Consider the following 15,852-nt stretch of genomic DNA (forward strand, 5'->3'; position numbering starts at 1 on the left):
CCTCCTTAATCAAATAATACTTTATTCACCTCAAACTCTAACTCTCCTCTTAAAGAGTTGATTAAAGCCTCGAAGGTATTATTTATTTGTATTCCATTTCTATCTAATATGAAGCCACCATTAAATTTGCCTTCCATATTTAACGTAATACTTCCTTTTTTTCCTTTAGATTCAAGTTCTTTATTTAATGCTTCCAAGAACTCATTGCTAAATATATCTTTATCTTTTTCATTGATTATAATAACTTCTGTACCTTCTAACTCTAGAGAATCTAAAGTTGAAATTATATAGTACTTATAATCTCCACTTGAAAGATGTTGTAAGCTTTCGATAGCTTTATCAAATACATTTGATATAACTACTTGCTTAGCTCTTAACATATCATTTCTTACTGATAATTTAGCATTTGAAATTATTCTTGCCTTTTTAACTTCAGCTTCTATATTAGCTTTTTTTATTATCTCTTCTTTTTCTGCTTCAGCTCTATTAACTTTTTTAGTTATTATCTTTTCTTTTTGTGCTTCAGCGTCAGCTAATATATACTTTTTCTTTTCTTCAGCATCATTTAGAATCTTGGAAGTTAAATTATTTAAATTTGACATTCCTTTCACTTCTCCAATCTTTGCTTACTATTATTTTATTACGCTAGCACCATTTACTAATAAGAATGATATAACGAATCCTAATAATGCATATGTCTCAACCATAGCTGCGAATATGATACCTTTAGTGTTGTGCTCTGGTCTTTTAGCTAATATTTGGATACCAGCAGCTGCTGCTTTACCCTGAGATATTCCTGACCATAAACCTGCGATAGCTATTGGTAAACATGCAAATAATAAGTATAATCCTTTTGCTAATGAAGCATCTCCATTACTGATTTGGTTAAATACTAAGAAACCTATAACGAATCCATAAAGACCTTGTGTACCTGGTAATAGTTCTAGAACTAATGCCTTACCAAACTTTTCTGGCTCTTCAGTTACTAATCCTGCTGCTGCCTCACCAACGATACCAACACCTTTAGCTGATCCGATACCTGACATACCAACTGCTAAAGCTATTCCTAACGCTCCAAATATTAATCCTCCATAATTTGCCATAAAATATGAAATCCAGTTTTCCATAATTTAATTCCTCCTGAAATATAATGTTATTTTAATTTTAATTTAACTATAATTATTTATTTCTTTTTACTGTTATAAATTTATTGATTGTTCTAAATGGTGTAAATGGTTTTCCACCACCCTCATAGAACTTTGAGAAGTACTCAACGTACTGTAATCTCGCTGTATGAACGTATGCTCCTAATAATGATAAAAGCATATTGAAAGTATGAGCCGCTAAGAAGAATAGTGGTCCAATTACTATAATTGCTATTCCTGGGAACATACCTATTATTAGGTTAAGAGCAGCTGCTATTGATCCACCTGCTACACCTAATGCCATAAGTCTTGTGTAAGATACTAAGTCTCCCACATATCCAGTTATACCGTATAAAGCATATAGACCTTGACCTATTTTAGCACCTTTTGTTTCTTCATCTCTACCTTGTGTTGCTATGATTAGTATTGAACCTACTATTGATAGTATTTTACCAACTAATCCTATAGTTCCACCAAAGAATATCATTGGAAGACCTATTAAAAGCATTACCCATGATCCTACATCAAATAGAGCATATAAGTATTGTTTATCTCTTATAAGCATGTATGCTTTAACAAATAATCCAAAGAATATTTGAATTATACCAAATCCAACTGATAATAATAACAATAGATTTGTATCTTTACTTGGATTTATTAATCCAAATGGTAACTCAAATCCAAAAGCAGTACCAAATATTACTCCAGCTACTGTTGTAGCTAAACTTAAGTACATAAAGAAATTAGCAAATTTCTTTTGTCCTTCATCTAAATTAAATAGCTTCATCGCTAGTATTGATGCAAAGAACAGTACTAGTCCGTATCCAGCATCTGCAACCATCATTCCGAAGAATACTAAATAGAAAGGTGTTAAAAGTGGTGTAGGGTCTATTTCATTATATCTTGGTAAACTATACATCTCAGTTATAGAATCAAAAGCTGCTGCTGGTCCTTTGTTATGTAACTTAACTGGAACCTCTGCAATTTCTTCTTCTTTAACTTCATCAAACTCAAGATAATACATATCTCCTACTGAAGCTTTTATAATTCCTTCTAAGTCCGAATTCTCTTTTTCAGGAATCCATCCTTGAATTACCACTACTTTATCAGTCTTTAAGAAGTTTTCACTTGCTTCTTTTCTAACCATTACATTGCTGTAATATTCAAAAGCTAATTCTAAAGTTCTTTTTTCTTCTCTGTAATTTGAAAGTGTAGCTCTTAAATCAGCTTTCTTTTCTTCTATAGTTTTAATTTCAGCTTTGAAATTTTCTACAAGAACAGATGCTTTTTCTTTATACTTACTTTGGAATGCTGAGAAACCAAATTTCTTTAATATCTCATCTATTTCCTCTGCATTTTCTTTCATTCCTATTACAAAGACATATGAATCTTGGTCAGTATTAGAAATTACTTCTATATAACTTTCCTTTAATTCACTTTCAATTTCATTCTTCATATTTTCAAGATTTTGACTTGAAATAACTCCCAAGAATGTAACTACTCTTTTAAAATTATTTAATTCACCTAGTGGAGCATCGAAACTTTGCCATGGCTCTAAGATTTCTATTTCACCTACAAGTTTTGTCTTTTCATTTTCTAGAGTAGCAAGCTCTCTCTCCATCTTCTTAACCTCTGAATAAACGACTTCCCAGTTGCTGTTCTCAACCTTCACTTCTAATTCATCTAAAGTTAAGCTTTCTTTACCAGCTTTTAAAGCTTTTATTCCTCCAATTTCAGCAACGTACTCTTTTAAGAAGTCTAATGCTGATCTTGTCTTTGAAACATTTTCTTCAATATGTAATGCTTCTGAATCCAGATCATCCTTATTAAGAGTCTCAAAAACTTCGTTGCTTTCAGCTTTTTCTTCACTTTGTAGGTTTATAAACTCAACCTCTGAAGAACTTTGAATTTTTTTAAGAAGCTTTTCTTTCTCTGATTCAAAGGCAAGTAAGGTGAATTTATTCATCTTAACTATTGCCATTAGTTTTCACAATCCTCTCAATAACTAAATTTACTGCGTCGTTAATTCTATCACCTGTAAGATTTGACACATTAGTACATTGTCCTTTGCCTTCTGAAAGTATTATTTCTGCTTCTTTTCTTCCGGCTTCTTCTGCATTATTCATAATTTCTTGTGCAGCATTTCTAGCTTCTTTTATGATGGAGTTATATCTTTCGTCACCTTCAATTGTTGCATCTGAAATTATCTTTTTGCTTTGCTCATGAGATTTTTTAATCATTTCATCAGCTTGCATTTCTACTTTTTTAATTTCTTTTATTGCTTCTATTGCCAAAGTTTCACCACCTTTATATAAGGAATTTTATAAAATATATATTAATACTTTATATAGTATTAATTAACCCTTATTATTAATTATACATGAAAATCAACTTAATTCAACATAATTTTACTCATGTATACATTTTCACAGGTTTTTATTCAAAAATCTGCATTACATTTTTTTGAATAAAATATTAATATTATTTACATTTCAATAAAAAGCCACATTAATTTATCTATATATTGTATATTAATGTGACTAATATACATAAATTTCAATTTAATTATTTTTCAACTTCTATATATGAATCATAAGAAAAATTCATTTCATCAAATATAATATACTTAGGTTCAAATTTAATTTCCCCATTTTTTATGTAATTAATTATATCTAACTCAAATTTTTCTATGTGAGATTTTTTATATGGTAAATTTCTATCAAAACTATCTTTTATTTCTTGCTCTTCTTCCTTTGTAATAGTTCTAATAAGAAAATCTGGTAACCATCTCTTCTTATTAAAGCATAAATAATCAAATTTTAAAACTTCTTTTAAAAGACCCTCATCCTCGCCTTTTAGCTTTTCAGTATAAAAATCTAATAAAATCTTATAATATTCAACATTTCCTATGCTTCTCTTGAAATTCCCCTTTTCTTCAAAGAACATTGCTAAATCATAATAAAAATCAAATGGCTTTTCATATATATCTAAGAAGAATTTAATTACATTATTAAATTTGCATGAATTATAATATTTATCTACCATAGCTTCAACTTTTTTTAGAAGTAGAAGTTCCTCATAACTTATGTCTTTACTTCTTATAATTTCATAAGGCGCATATGGTGAATAAACTATTCCCCACTTTTCAGCTTCTTCTCTCATTGATGAACCTTTTAACAATTTTAAGAAACCTAATTGTATTTCATCAGGCCTTATAGCATGAACATCATTGAAAGATTTTTTAAATGATTCTAAATCTTCTCCTGGTAGTCCTGCTATTAAATCCAAATGTTGCATTACATTATTTCCTTCTGCAACCTTTAACACTTTTTCTTTTATGTTTTCATATGTAATATATCTATTTATATTATGTAAAACTTCATTATTGGTAGTTTGTACACCAACCTCTAATTGAAATCTTCCTTTTGGGGAATTATTAAGTATTTTTATTTGTTCTTCTGTTAAAAGATCTGCTGCTATTTCAAAGTGGAATCTTGTTTCTGTATCCTGTTCACTTAAATATCTTAATAATTCTGCTGTGTATTCTCTATTACAATTGAATGTTCTATCAACAAATTTAACTAATTTTATTTTTTTGTCCATAAAATATTTTAATTCTTCTTTTACCCTGTGCAAATCTAAAAATCTAACCCCATGTGCAACAGATGAAAGACAATATTTACATTTAAATGGACAACCTCTTGATCCTTCATAATAAACTATTTTATTTTCTATATCCTCTTCATACGTATATGGGAATATCAATTCATTCATATCCATCTCTGGTCTTAAAGGATTTTCAAAAACTTTTTCTCCTTTTTTATAAACTAGCCCTTTTATATTTTCTAAATTTCCTTGTCCTAGCTTATAAAGTACAAATTCTCTAAAAGTTTTCTCTCCTTCTCCTACAATTACATATTCTCCAACATGATTTTCTAAAAAATCTTTTACCCCATAAGAAACTTCTGGTCCTCCATAAAGTATTTCTATATTAGGATCTACAAGTTTTATAAGTTCTGCTACTCTGTTTACAAACTCCATGTTCCATATGTAACAGGAGAAAGCCACTACATCTGGTTTCTCCTCAATAATGCCTTCTAATATATTCTCAACTCTATCGTTAATTGAAAACTCTTTTATATCACCTTGGAAATCTAAATCCTTTGTAAACGCCTTTAGGTATCTCACCGCTAGATTGCTGTGAATATACTTCGAGTTTATTGCTGTCAGTAGTATCTTCATTTTTTATACTTCCTCTCTTTATTGCTTTCATAAATATTATTTTATCACAAACTTTAGTTTCCTGTATTTCAAAATATTTTTCAAGTATTTTTTTTGATGAGTCTATTGTAAATTCACTTGAAATACTATTATCCACAAAAACAATCTCTTTTTCTTTGCCATTAGGCATTAATATATTTATTTTATCATTTATAGTTTCTTTTTTATTTTTTTCTCTATCCCAAAGATAAAGATTGCCTCCAAAACGTACATTGTTCCATAAATTTTTTATTACTGATTCAACCTCTCTCTTATCAATTTGACTTAAAGAAAAGAACAATACTCCATTATCATATTGATTTCTATATTCCTCATTAAAATCTTCAATATAATAATCAACACTTATTTCATCTTCTGTCTCCTTTAAAATATTATAAATGATTCCATAATTATTTATTCCTACATCTAATGTATTACCTTTAAAATTTATGTTACTCATATCTAAGCTAATTTCTCTAATCAAACAAATCATCTCCCATTTTATTCCATTTTATATTATCTATTATACATTTAAAGAGTAATTTCTTCTATCCTATAAACAGAAAAAATTACTCTTATACTTACATTTTATTCTTTCTTAATGAAATAACTAACTTAACACCCAATGAACAAATAAAAATACTATTAACAAATATTAAAATTATATATGATTTTAAATTATCATTAAACCCATTGTTTTTTTCTATAACTTTAAATAGCAGTCCCTTTTCTCCATCAAGTAAATATAGTGAGTCGCCTATAAACTTCATATCATCTACATAAGCTCCATTTTCAAAAATAATAATTTCTTTTTCTTCCCCTGTGCTAAGTAAACCGATAATCGAATTTTTTTCGCTATCAAATATTATAAATGAATCTTTTTCACCAACTATGCCTTCCCTATCTACTAAAAGGGAATTTATTGAACCTACACTTTCATTTTGATAAATAGGACTTGGCATGATATAACTTTTATGTTGATCCGTTACAAAATTGACTTTTGGTTTTCCTTCCTCTCTAAATCTTGGAGAGCTTACAGGATCTCCCCCACTATAGTCTGGCCACCCATACCACGTATTTTTATCTAATTTATATAAATAATCACAATCTCCACTTAGAGGTCTATACCCACTTTCTTCAATACCTCCAACAATTATAAACACATCTCCATCATTTGAATAATCAATCCCCTTAATATTTCTTAGGCCATAAGAGTATAATTCCTTCTTATTAGTTTTTAAGTCTATTCTATAAACAGAGGCATTTCCAACTTCTCCTCCCTTTATAACTTGTCCCTTAGATGTCTTAGTATTAAAAGGCGAAAAAACACCCTTTCTATTTTCATCATAATTACGTCCATTCAACACTGTATCAACTGGAGGTATATCTTCTCCCCCACCTTCTGAATCAACAACTCCAGAATTTGTGTTAGAAGGTATTGTTAAATATATATTCCCATCTTTTAAAAGAATCATTGTATCCATCTTATTTATTCCATTGTTAGGTATACCATCTAATAAAGTCTTATTTTCTTTTGTACTTATTTTATAAGAAATCAATTTTCCATCTACTGTGTAATATAAAGTTCCTTCATAATATTCTAAGTCATATATATTATTAGCCTCTTCTCTAAGCTCAAGCCTCATGTTAGAATTCTTATCCACACTAAATATATTATTTTTTATTGCGATATATAAATTCCCTTTTCCATCACTACACATCGCTTCTGCTCCCTTAAGGCCCCTTAATAACAATTCTCCTTCAAAACGTTCACTATAAAGATATTTACCATCTTTGCTAGTGAAGAAACAAATAATCCACGCAAAAAAAACACTTAATAAAATCAAACTTATAAACTTTATTCCACTTTTCATCTCTCCTCCTAATCACCAATAAATATTTTCTTTCTTAAAAGAACTTTAGGCAATTAAAGAATTACCTCCTATATAATGAATATTTAACATAACTTATGAATATTCATTATTATTGAACTTTTCGTAAGGTGGTGATTCATTGGGTAGAGATGATTTCTATAAAAACTCTTTTATGCTTACAGCTTCTAACTTAACTACTGGTATATTAGGTTTCATATTTTCTATGTACCTTTCTAAAATACTAGGGCCAGAAGGTATGGGATTGTATGGAATAATAATGCCTATTTATAATTTATTTATATCTATTATGACCGCAGGTATAATAGCTGCAATTTCAAAAATAACAGCTGTGTACTCTGGAGAAAATGACTACAACAACATAATTAGAACAATGAAAGTTGTAGCCATGTTCAACTTTATATGGTGCTTTATAATAGGAATATTTGTTTTTTTCTTATCCCCAATAATAGGTCATTTTTGGGCTAAAGATCCTAGAATAATAAAAGCTATAATGGTTACTTGTCCAGCTATGATTTTCATAGCACTTTCAAATATATTAAAAGGATTTTTCTATGGTACCTCAAAAATAACAGTTCCTTCATTTATTGATATACTTGAAAAATCTCTACGTATAGTAGTTCTTGCTATATTAATATTCATATTCAAAGCAGAAACTTTGGAAAGTTTAGTAACCCTTGCTTATTTAGCTCTTTGCTTAGGTGAACTTCAAAGCTTAATACTTTTATTTGGATATTTCAAATATACAGTAAAAAGAGTTCCTAAGAAAAATACTAAGGGAGAAAGTAGAGCTCAGCTATTATTTGATGTTCTTGTGACATCCGTTCCACTTTGTCTAAATGGGTTTCTAATGAGTATATTTAGTGTAATATCAACTCTATTAGTTCCAAAAAGATTAATGGTAGCTGGTTTTACCTATGCACAAGCTCTTTCTTTAATAGGAAAATATTCTGCAATGGCAATGTCCATAGTAACCTTTCCTATAATAATAGTTTCTTCAATTAATACAATGCTAATTCCAGACCTGTCACAAACCTTAAGTAGAAAACATTATAACTCTGCAGCTAAAAGAATAAGAGATGTTATAAAGATAGCATTCTTGATAGGGGTTTGTACTACAGTATTAGGTCTTTGCATTCCAGATGCCCTAGGAAAAGTATTTTTTGGCAGAGATGACTTAGGCGAGTATATAAGAGTTACCTCTTTAATAATGCCTATAGTATTTACCTCTAACACAATGTATGGAATACTGAATGGTTTAGGAAAACAAAATATTATCTTAAGAAATACAGTTGTTACAGAAATTTTAGAAGTAAGTTCTCTTTTCTTTTTAACTGCTATTCCTTCAATAAATATATATGGATATGCAATAACTATGCTATTAGTTTCTAGCTTATCACTTTGTCTAAATATATATGAAATTTTCAAGAGTATAAATATAGGCTTTTCAATTTCAAACTTATTTATATATACCTTAACTGGAGTACTAACTTATATTTGCTTAAGTCCGCTCTCTCTTACACTTTCATATATTGATTATAGACTACAAGCTTTAGTAATTACATTTATAGCAGTTTTAATTTTTTCTATCTTAATATTAAAAGATAAAATCTTTTCACATTTTAAAAGATTTTCTATAAAAGCAAGTTAGCACTAAAAGCTAACCTCAATAAAGAGATTAGCTTTTATCTTTATATAATATTTTAAACTTCTATATTAAAATCTAATTAATAACAAACTCTTTTGTTTCTCCCATTACCCTTTGCAAACTAAGATCTCCATACCCTCTTAAAGAATAATATTTCACTCCTCTTTTTCTAGATTCACTATTATAATAAGCTACGTTTTTTTGATTACCTATAACAGCAATAGGACTTAGTGTCTTTATCATATCTTTAAATTCAGATTTTTCAAAGTCACTATTCCCTCTTAAATTAAGTACATCAACTTTACTGTTTACAGACTCACATTGCTTTTGTGCTTTATTAAAGGCTCCTCTTGATAACAATCCAACCTTTATATTATCTACCTCTATAAATAGTATCCCTTCATTTTTAAGCCCTTCAACACCCTCACCTCTAATATCTAGATTACCAATATTATAATTTAAACCTTCTTTAAACGATGCTAGCTCTACATCACTTCGTTTTAAGAAATCTTTAGTTGCCTCACTTAAAATCTTAGTATCTGGGACTACTATTTTTTTAATTTTAACAGCTTTAACCACGCCTTTTAGAAAATCATTACATTCCAAATCTGCAGTTCTTAAAACAAGCAAATCAACCTCTTCCACCTTTTCATCTAAAATCCTTTGTATAACATTATTTCTTAAGGCATTTCTTCCTTCGCAAATAATTGCCCTTTCATTTATTGTATTTAAAATCAACATTTCATTTTCATCATCTAGAAACCTTATACTATTAGGATTATTATTTGACAAAACTAGATTATTTGTTGAAAGACTTATTCCTCCAATCACCAAAAAAAGTATTAGCAAAATCTTATACCATAAACCTTTCATAACTTCACCTTCCTCTAATACATAAAATTCCCATTATTAGATTTATTTATACCACTCATAATATATATATTCTAAAAAAGAAAAAAAGCAGAATAATATTATTCTGCTTTTAATAAATTTAATTATTTTAATCTTGTTCCAAATTCATCTTGCTCTATTAGACCTTTTTTCATTAATCCACCTAAAGCCATTTTGAAATAATTCTTAGAAGTTTTAAAAGTATTTCTTATTTCATCTGGTGTACTCTTATCATTAAATCTCATAGCTCCACCATTTTCTTTTAAGTACTCTAATATTGTATCTCCTAAATCATTTCTTTCTTTCAGTTTATGATTTCTTAAAGATAATCCAACTATACCATCTTCATAGACCTTTATTATCTTACCTTTTATAGTATCTCCTGGTTTTATGTTTGTGAAGTATTCATTCTTAAGAACTACTCCTCTATACTGATTATCTATAGCAATTCTTAATGAATCATTTGTTTGGTATCCATAAACAGTTCCTGTAACTTCGGCCCCTAACTTAGGCTCTTCTAATTCATCTAAATACTTATCAACATCAGTAGTCGCTGCTAATCTTCCTGTTTTATCAACATAGATATAAACTAGATATTTTTTACCTTCTTCCATATTGTATTTTTTCTCTTTTAATGGAACAAGAATATCTCTTTCTAATCCAAAATCAACGAATGCTCCTATTTTAGTAACTGATTTAACTTCTAATAAAGCTACATCTCCTACCACTGCTAAAGGAGTTTGTAAAGTTGCTATTAATCTATCTCTTGAATCTCTATAGATGAATGCCTCTACTTCTTCTCCAATCTTAAGTTCTTTACCATCTAAATTTCCTCTTGGTATTAATATATCGTCAGAAGTATTTCTAGTTCCTCTATCTAAGTAGTATCCGAAATCTGCTTCTCTGACTACCTTCATTTTATTAAATTGTCCTACGTTAATTATCATAAGATCCTCCTCTATCTATATGTAAAGATTTTTAAGCTCTACATAATTTTCTCTTGATTTTTTTATACTCTCAATTTCTTCATCTGTAAGTTTTCTAAGAATTTTTCCTGGAACACCTACAACTAAAACACCCTCTGGTATCTCTTTATTTTGGCTAACTAAAGCACCAGCAGCAATAATAGTATTTTTTCCTATTTTTGCTCCATTTAGTACTATTGACCCCATACCTATCAAACAATTTTCTTCTATTTTACAACCATGAATTATAGCCCCATGACCTATGGTAACTCCATCTCCAATTTCAATAGAATATTCTTTGTCAATGTGCAATACCGCATTATCTTGTATATTAGTTTCATTTCCTATTTTGATTGAGTTTTCATCTCCTCGTATCACTGAACCAAACCAAATTCCACAATCATCTCCAATAGTAACATTTCCAATCACATCACTACTTTGAGCTACAAATGTTTTTTCTCCAAACTTTGGTTTCATCCCATTGATTTCAACTAACATATGGATCACCTCTTAATCATTCTTGTAATTTTATCATAACAAAGCGACTTATGTCTACTTATGCATTTTAATATAAATCTTTTATATATACACATAAAAGTATGACATTTAATCATCACTCCATTAATATTATATATTATACTAATATATTATAAGAGGTATTAATGGAGAAAAAAAATATATCCTTTGATAAGCTTAGGTTTTATTATGGAATTCCTCATTCTCACACATCGCTATCAACAGGAAAAAGTTCTCCAATGGAAGCTTTAGAACATGCTAGAAATCGAGGGTTAGATTTTTTAATAATAACTGACCATAATAAATATTTAAGTGAAAATATTAATGATAAAAATAAAGAGGTTTCTAAATGGTCATATTTAAATAAATGTATAGCTAAATTCAACAAAAAACATTCTGATTTTTTAGCTTTACCCGGATTCGAAGCTAAATCTACATTACTTGGTCATCTTAATATAATAGCTCCAAACACTTTTTTTACTGGAGTTATTTCAGACATAAATCATCTTTTGCTTTGGCTTATAAATGATCATAACGCAATACTTAGTATAAATCATCCTAAAGCTTCTATTGGTAAAAAAATAGAATTTTCTCCACTTCTAGACAAACTCCTTTGTTCAATAGAAGTTGGTAATGGAATTCCACCTGAAAATTATAAAAGATATCAAGCTCAATTTTTTAACCTTCTAGATAAGGGTTTTAAATTAGGTGCAATAAATGCCCAAGATAATCACAAATTAAATTTTGGAGATACTGATAATTTAACTTGTGTAATTTCATACAGGTTAGATAAACATTCTATTATGAGCTCACTAAAAAATCGACATGTATTTTCCACAGAATCTAGAAGCTTAAAAATGCTATTTTTTTTAAATTCTACCTTTATGGGAGATACTATTAACTTACATCCTGGATCTAAAATAAGCATACGTCTTCAAGTAGAAGATGCTTTTAATAAAATAATGAAGATACATTTTGTAAGTAATAAAGGAAAAGTTATCAAAGAAATAGATGATATAGATTTGCACAATATTAAATATATATTTGAGACTACTCCATCAATTGATGAAACTTGGTTTGTAGCTAAAGTATTTCTTGCAAATGAAAAAGAAGCCATTAGTTCGCCAATATTTATTAATTATGAATAAAAATAAACTCCATATTATATGGAGTTTATTTTTTTAATTTATCATGTTTAACTCTATTTGGCTTAGCCTTTGGCTTTATAACAACTTTCTTTTCTTTTTTTAGTTTTGGATATCCATTTCTAAGAACATCTAAAAACCAGAAGAATAGTATTGTTGCTATAGCTGAAAGTCCTAGCATAATCCATTGATTCATTGGTATAAACATTGGTATACAGAATATTATTACAGCCGCAGCTAATATTATCCATTTATTAACTCTAACTCTATTAAATACATATCTACTTAATAGTGAGAATCCACCGAAAATCACCACTGCTAAAACAATTATTTGTAAAATAAACATCAATGCGTTTAGCATAATTATACCTCCTTGCATAATATTCCTTATATAATATATTAGTCTAAAAATCATGTATTTTCAAGTTTTTAATTTTTAAATTTGTTCTTTAAAAGTTAACAATTAAAATATCATTTTTGTTAATGTGTTAAAATAATAAAATTAATTTTATTATTTTCAAAAATAAATATAGTATTTTTATAAAAGTTTTGCTAGAATAGAATTATCATTTTATTCAAATTTTAAAGAGGTGAGATTATGTCTTTAATAAATACATCAACTCATTTAGATGAATTAGATTTACAAATTTTAGATATCTTAATAAAAGATTGTAGAACTCCTTACTTAGAAATCGCTAGAATATGTCACGTTTCAGGTGGTACAATTCATGTTAGAATGAAAAAGATGGAGGATTTAGGAATAATAAAAGGGACAAGAATCCTTTTAAATTTACCTAAATTAGGTTACGATGTAACTTGCTTTGTCGGTATACATGTTAATTCAACTTCATCATATACTTATGTTTTTGATGAATTATCAAAAATTAAAGAAGTTGTAGAACTTCATTTAATAACTGGCGACTATGCTATTTTTGCTAAAGTTATATGCAAAAACATTTCAGATCTTCAAGATATTTTAATGAACAAGATAAATCATATAGAAGGAATTAGCGGAACTGATACTTTTATATCTTTATCACAACCAATAGATAGAAACATAACTTTATAAAAAAGAAATAGCTTAGTGCTATTTCTTTTTTATTTGTGTATATTTTTTTAATCTTATACTAATACTAATTACATATTCTTAGAAAAGGATGTGTTTATTATGAAAACATTAGGAATAATTGCTCTTACTCTTGTAATAATAGGAGCACTTAACTGGGGTCTTATAGGAATAATGAGCTTCAACTTAGTTGACTCAATATTCGGAATAGGCTCTATCTGGAGTAGAAGCATATATGTACTTGTAGGCCTTTCTGGTCTTTACTGCTTATCATTTTATGGTTACTTTAACCGCTTAAATGATTAATTTAATTGTTTCAACCTTATTTTTACATTAAAAATAAAACTTATAAATAACTCTAATAACTTAGATTATTTATAAGTTTTATTATAAATCTATTTATACGCTTTATTTTAAATTACATATTTTCTATTATATCGAAAAGCTCTATGGCTGCTTTTTTAGGTCCTTCTTTCTCAAAGCCAGGAACAGCTAAACAAGTCTTTATTTGCCCAACTTTAACTCCATTATCAAACATAACTTTAAAATAAGCATCTATAATTTTATCCATTTCCTCTTTTTTCTGAACTGGTCCAAATGGGTTTGCAAAATAAGATTCAACTAATCCATTTTCTGTAGTCGTACCTTTAGCCATTCTAGCTCCAGCTTTAAAAATAGCTTTTGCTTCTTCTGAATTATTGAAATATTCAATTGATTTCTCATCATTATCAACCCTAGTATAATTGTTTGCATAAAGGAAAAGATTCACTTCGTACCCTTTTATAATCTCATCAAATTTACAAACCGGCATAACAAGCCTTGCATTTATCTTATCAGGATTCATAAAGATACTTCTATCTATTTCTTTAAAAGCATAACCTTGATCTAAATCATCGAGTCTTACAAAAGCTCCAATTTCTGTTCCATAACCTTTTATAACACCATCAATATTTTTAAATAATCCCATATCATCAAAAATTATAGTCATATCACTAATATAATCTTCACTAAGAGTTCTAAAGGCCTCTAAGCTCTCTGACTTTCCAGCTCCACTATCTCCCATTATTACCACATTAGCTTCCTTACCATTTTTAAGAACTACATTTACCATAGCTCCATGAATTGGCATATATCCTCTTTTTATCATTATTAAGTTGTGAAGTGTTAAAATCATCTTCTTCATATATCCAAAATAATCTACTTCTTCACTATAATTAACATATCCTAACATTATATTATTTACTTCATCATCATAGAAGCAAGTTTTAACATCATCGTCATCATCCTTAGCACCAAAAACATAAACTATATCAGGTTTTACGCCTCTACACTCTTCTGGTGTAGCTAAATCAAATAGATTGCATAAACTTATTCCATGAGACATAAAATCTCTATGGAAATACACATAAGCTAATAGTTCCCCAACCTTAGCTGGATAGCAGAACCACTCCTCACTATTTATGTGTGCTCCTCTTAAAGGATTCTCTGTTGTTTCAGAGAAAATACCATCTCTAGTATTTTTGTTTGGATATGTTATAAATGGTGCCTCTAAAGATATTGAATCTATAAAAGGTATGTTCTCTAATATAGCATACTCCCTTGGACTTGGCCAAATAGTATTGCTAACCATTATTCCTGCATTTCCTCCTGCTGAAACTTGTCTTAATATATTTGGCATACTCCCTAGAAGGTTTTTCTGTATTCTTCTATAGAATCTTAAGACCAAATCATTAAACTCTCTATTTGCATCGACAAACCCTACCGCTGCTATTCCATCTTTAACCTTATTATTTTGTATTACTGTATATCTTTCTAATCTTCTCCAGAACGAATATACATCATCAATTACACTTGCAAATGATTTTTTATCTTCTAGTAATCCTTCAAAAGCTTCATTAACAACTATTACCTCATCAGCCCCCATCATAGATAATAATTTTAATGTACTTATAAGGTATCTTGATATAACTTTGATATCTTCAGTTCCAGATGCTTCATTTAAGAATCTGAAGTTATGACTTTTCTTTTTTTCAGCTTTCTTTAAATAAGCTTCTAATATCCTTCTGAATCCCTCGCTATTTATTATTGATTCAAAACTATCACAATATTTTGCTGTGAAATTCATAGTTACCTTTCCATGCTTTAGACAAAATTCTTTTTTCATATTAAGCCCCCTTTTCATATTAATACAAGTTTAAAAACTGTATTATCCCCAATTTAATTATAACACTAAAGTTGTATCTTTTCAAAATATTCCATATATTTATTTTTTTGTAATTATATCATTTTACTCCAATTATTCAGTTTAAAATTGATATTATGGT

At 28.5% G+C, this 15,852-nt stretch carries 16 protein-coding genes; 4 read left to right on the forward strand and 12 right to left on the reverse strand.

Annotated features, from left to right (window positions below):
- Positions 1–5: 5 nt before the first annotated feature.
- The 7 genes from ACQZHJ_RS11880 to ACQZHJ_RS11910 form a co-directional block, all read right to left on the reverse strand.
- Positions 6–602 (reverse strand): V-type ATP synthase subunit E, encoded by a 597-nt coding sequence (locus ACQZHJ_RS11880; RefSeq protein WP_430485771.1) that lies wholly within the window; start codon positions 600–602, stop codon positions 6–8.
- 30 nt (positions 603–632) lie between these two features.
- Entirely contained in the window at positions 633–1,127 is a 495-nt protein-coding gene (locus ACQZHJ_RS11885; protein ID WP_011592554.1) for a V-type ATP synthase subunit K, read from the reverse strand.
- Between the two features lie 52 nt (positions 1,128–1,179).
- Positions 1,180–3,126, reverse strand: a complete 1,947-nt coding sequence (locus ACQZHJ_RS11890) for a V-type ATP synthase subunit I (protein ID WP_430485772.1) — start codon at positions 3,124–3,126, stop codon at positions 1,180–1,182.
- On the reverse strand, positions 3,113–3,439 hold the full coding sequence (locus ACQZHJ_RS11895; protein WP_430485773.1) for a V-type ATP synthase subunit H: 327 nt from the start codon (positions 3,437–3,439) through the stop codon (positions 3,113–3,115). The genes ACQZHJ_RS11890 and ACQZHJ_RS11895 overlap by 14 nt, the downstream gene beginning before the upstream one ends.
- 271 nt (positions 3,440–3,710) lie before the next feature.
- Positions 3,711–5,387, reverse strand: a complete 1,677-nt coding sequence (locus ACQZHJ_RS11900; RefSeq protein ID WP_430485774.1) for a B12-binding domain-containing radical SAM protein — start codon at positions 5,385–5,387, stop codon at positions 3,711–3,713.
- A complete protein-coding gene (locus ACQZHJ_RS11905; protein WP_430485775.1) occupies positions 5,287–5,865 on the reverse strand; it encodes a hypothetical protein in 579 nt (192 codons plus the stop codon). The genes ACQZHJ_RS11900 and ACQZHJ_RS11905 overlap by 101 nt, the downstream gene beginning before the upstream one ends.
- A 121-nt stretch (positions 5,866–5,986) precedes the next feature.
- Positions 5,987–7,279, reverse strand: a complete 1,293-nt coding sequence (locus ACQZHJ_RS11910) for a hypothetical protein (protein ID WP_430485776.1) — start codon at positions 7,277–7,279, stop codon at positions 5,987–5,989.
- Between the two features lie 139 nt (positions 7,280–7,418).
- Between ACQZHJ_RS11910 and spoVB the strand changes: the two genes are divergently transcribed.
- Positions 7,419–8,948 (forward strand): stage V sporulation protein B, encoded by a 1,530-nt coding sequence (gene spoVB / locus ACQZHJ_RS11915; protein ID WP_430485777.1) that lies wholly within the window; start codon positions 7,419–7,421, stop codon positions 8,946–8,948.
- 72 nt (positions 8,949–9,020) lie between these two features.
- Here the strand turns inward: spoVB and ACQZHJ_RS11920 are convergent, their stop codons facing one another.
- The 3 genes from ACQZHJ_RS11920 to ACQZHJ_RS11930 all read right to left on the reverse strand — a co-directional run bounded on the left by ACQZHJ_RS11920 (position 9,021) and on the right by ACQZHJ_RS11930 (position 11,299).
- A complete protein-coding gene (locus ACQZHJ_RS11920) occupies positions 9,021–9,818 on the reverse strand; it encodes a hypothetical protein (RefSeq protein WP_430485778.1) in 798 nt (265 codons plus the stop codon).
- Between the two features lie 122 nt (positions 9,819–9,940).
- Positions 9,941–10,783, reverse strand: coding sequence for a CvfB family protein (locus ACQZHJ_RS11925; RefSeq protein WP_430485779.1), 843 nt, complete (start codon positions 10,781–10,783; stop codon positions 9,941–9,943).
- A gap of 15 nt (positions 10,784–10,798) precedes the next feature.
- The gene (locus tag ACQZHJ_RS11930; protein ID WP_430485780.1) at positions 10,799–11,299 is read right to left on the reverse strand and encodes a gamma carbonic anhydrase family protein; all 501 of its coding nucleotides are present in this window, start codon (positions 11,297–11,299) and stop codon (positions 10,799–10,801) included.
- A gap of 164 nt (positions 11,300–11,463) precedes the next feature.
- Here ACQZHJ_RS11930 and ACQZHJ_RS11935 point away from each other — a divergent pair, with 164 nt between their 5' ends.
- Positions 11,464–12,465 (forward strand): CehA/McbA family metallohydrolase, encoded by a 1,002-nt coding sequence (locus ACQZHJ_RS11935; protein ID WP_430485781.1) that lies wholly within the window; start codon positions 11,464–11,466, stop codon positions 12,463–12,465.
- 25 nt (positions 12,466–12,490) lie between these two features.
- Here ACQZHJ_RS11935 and ACQZHJ_RS11940 read toward each other — a convergent pair whose 3' ends face one another.
- A complete protein-coding gene (locus ACQZHJ_RS11940; protein ID WP_430485782.1) occupies positions 12,491–12,823 on the reverse strand; it encodes a hypothetical protein in 333 nt (110 codons plus the stop codon).
- A gap of 237 nt (positions 12,824–13,060) precedes the next feature.
- On the opposite strand from ACQZHJ_RS11940, the gene ACQZHJ_RS11945 reads away from it, so the two are divergent.
- Entirely contained in the window at positions 13,061–13,531 is a 471-nt protein-coding gene (locus tag ACQZHJ_RS11945) for an Lrp/AsnC ligand binding domain-containing protein (protein WP_430485783.1), read from the forward strand.
- Positions 13,532–13,630: 99 nt separating this feature from the next.
- Positions 13,631–13,834 carry a DUF378 domain-containing protein gene (locus ACQZHJ_RS11950; RefSeq protein ID WP_430485784.1) on the forward strand — a complete coding sequence of 68 codons (204 nt, stop codon included), beginning with the start codon at positions 13,631–13,633 and terminating at the stop codon, positions 13,832–13,834.
- A 112-nt stretch (positions 13,835–13,946) separates the two neighbouring features.
- Here the strand turns inward: ACQZHJ_RS11950 and ACQZHJ_RS11955 are convergent, their stop codons facing one another.
- A complete protein-coding gene (locus ACQZHJ_RS11955; protein WP_430485785.1) occupies positions 13,947–15,692 on the reverse strand; it encodes a phosphoenolpyruvate carboxykinase in 1,746 nt (581 codons plus the stop codon).
- Positions 15,693–15,852 lie beyond the last annotated feature (160 nt).

It is taken from the genome of Clostridium sp. B9 (assembly GCF_050509515.1).
Classification (GTDB): Bacteria; Bacillota; Clostridia; order Clostridiales; family Clostridiaceae; genus Sarcina.

Coding starts and splice junctions, on each gene's coding strand:
- ACQZHJ_RS11880 (WP_430485771.1), bottom strand. CDS start 602: ATGTCAAATTTAAATAATTTAACTTCCAAGATTCTAAATGATGCTGAA.
- ACQZHJ_RS11885 (WP_011592554.1), bottom strand. CDS start 1,127: ATGGAAAACTGGATTTCATATTTTATGGCAAATTATGGAGGATTAATA.
- ACQZHJ_RS11890 (WP_430485772.1), bottom strand. CDS start 3,126: ATGGCAATAGTTAAGATGAATAAATTCACCTTACTTGCCTTTGAATCA.
- ACQZHJ_RS11900 (WP_430485774.1), bottom strand. CDS start 5,387: ATGAAGATACTACTGACAGCAATAAACTCGAAGTATATTCACAGCAAT.
- ACQZHJ_RS11905 (WP_430485775.1), bottom strand. CDS start 5,865: ATGAGTAACATAAATTTTAAAGGTAATACATTAGATGTAGGAATAAAT.
- ACQZHJ_RS11910 (WP_430485776.1), bottom strand. CDS start 7,279: ATGAAAAGTGGAATAAAGTTTATAAGTTTGATTTTATTAAGTGTTTTT.
- ACQZHJ_RS11920 (WP_430485778.1), bottom strand. CDS start 9,818: ATGAAAGGTTTATGGTATAAGATTTTGCTAATACTTTTTTTGGTGATT.
- ACQZHJ_RS11925 (WP_430485779.1), bottom strand. CDS start 10,783: ATGATAATTAACGTAGGACAATTTAATAAAATGAAGGTAGTCAGAGAA.
- ACQZHJ_RS11930 (WP_430485780.1), bottom strand. CDS start 11,299: ATGTTAGTTGAAATCAATGGGATGAAACCAAAGTTTGGAGAAAAAACA.
- ACQZHJ_RS11935 (WP_430485781.1), top strand. CDS start 11,464: ATGGAGAAAAAAAATATATCCTTTGATAAGCTTAGGTTTTATTATGGA.
- ACQZHJ_RS11940 (WP_430485782.1), bottom strand. CDS start 12,823: ATGCTAAACGCATTGATGTTTATTTTACAAATAATTGTTTTAGCAGTG.
- ACQZHJ_RS11945 (WP_430485783.1), top strand. CDS start 13,061: ATGTCTTTAATAAATACATCAACTCATTTAGATGAATTAGATTTACAA.
- ACQZHJ_RS11950 (WP_430485784.1), top strand. CDS start 13,631: ATGAAAACATTAGGAATAATTGCTCTTACTCTTGTAATAATAGGAGCA.
- ACQZHJ_RS11955 (WP_430485785.1), bottom strand. CDS start 15,692: ATGAAAAAAGAATTTTGTCTAAAGCATGGAAAGGTAACTATGAATTTC.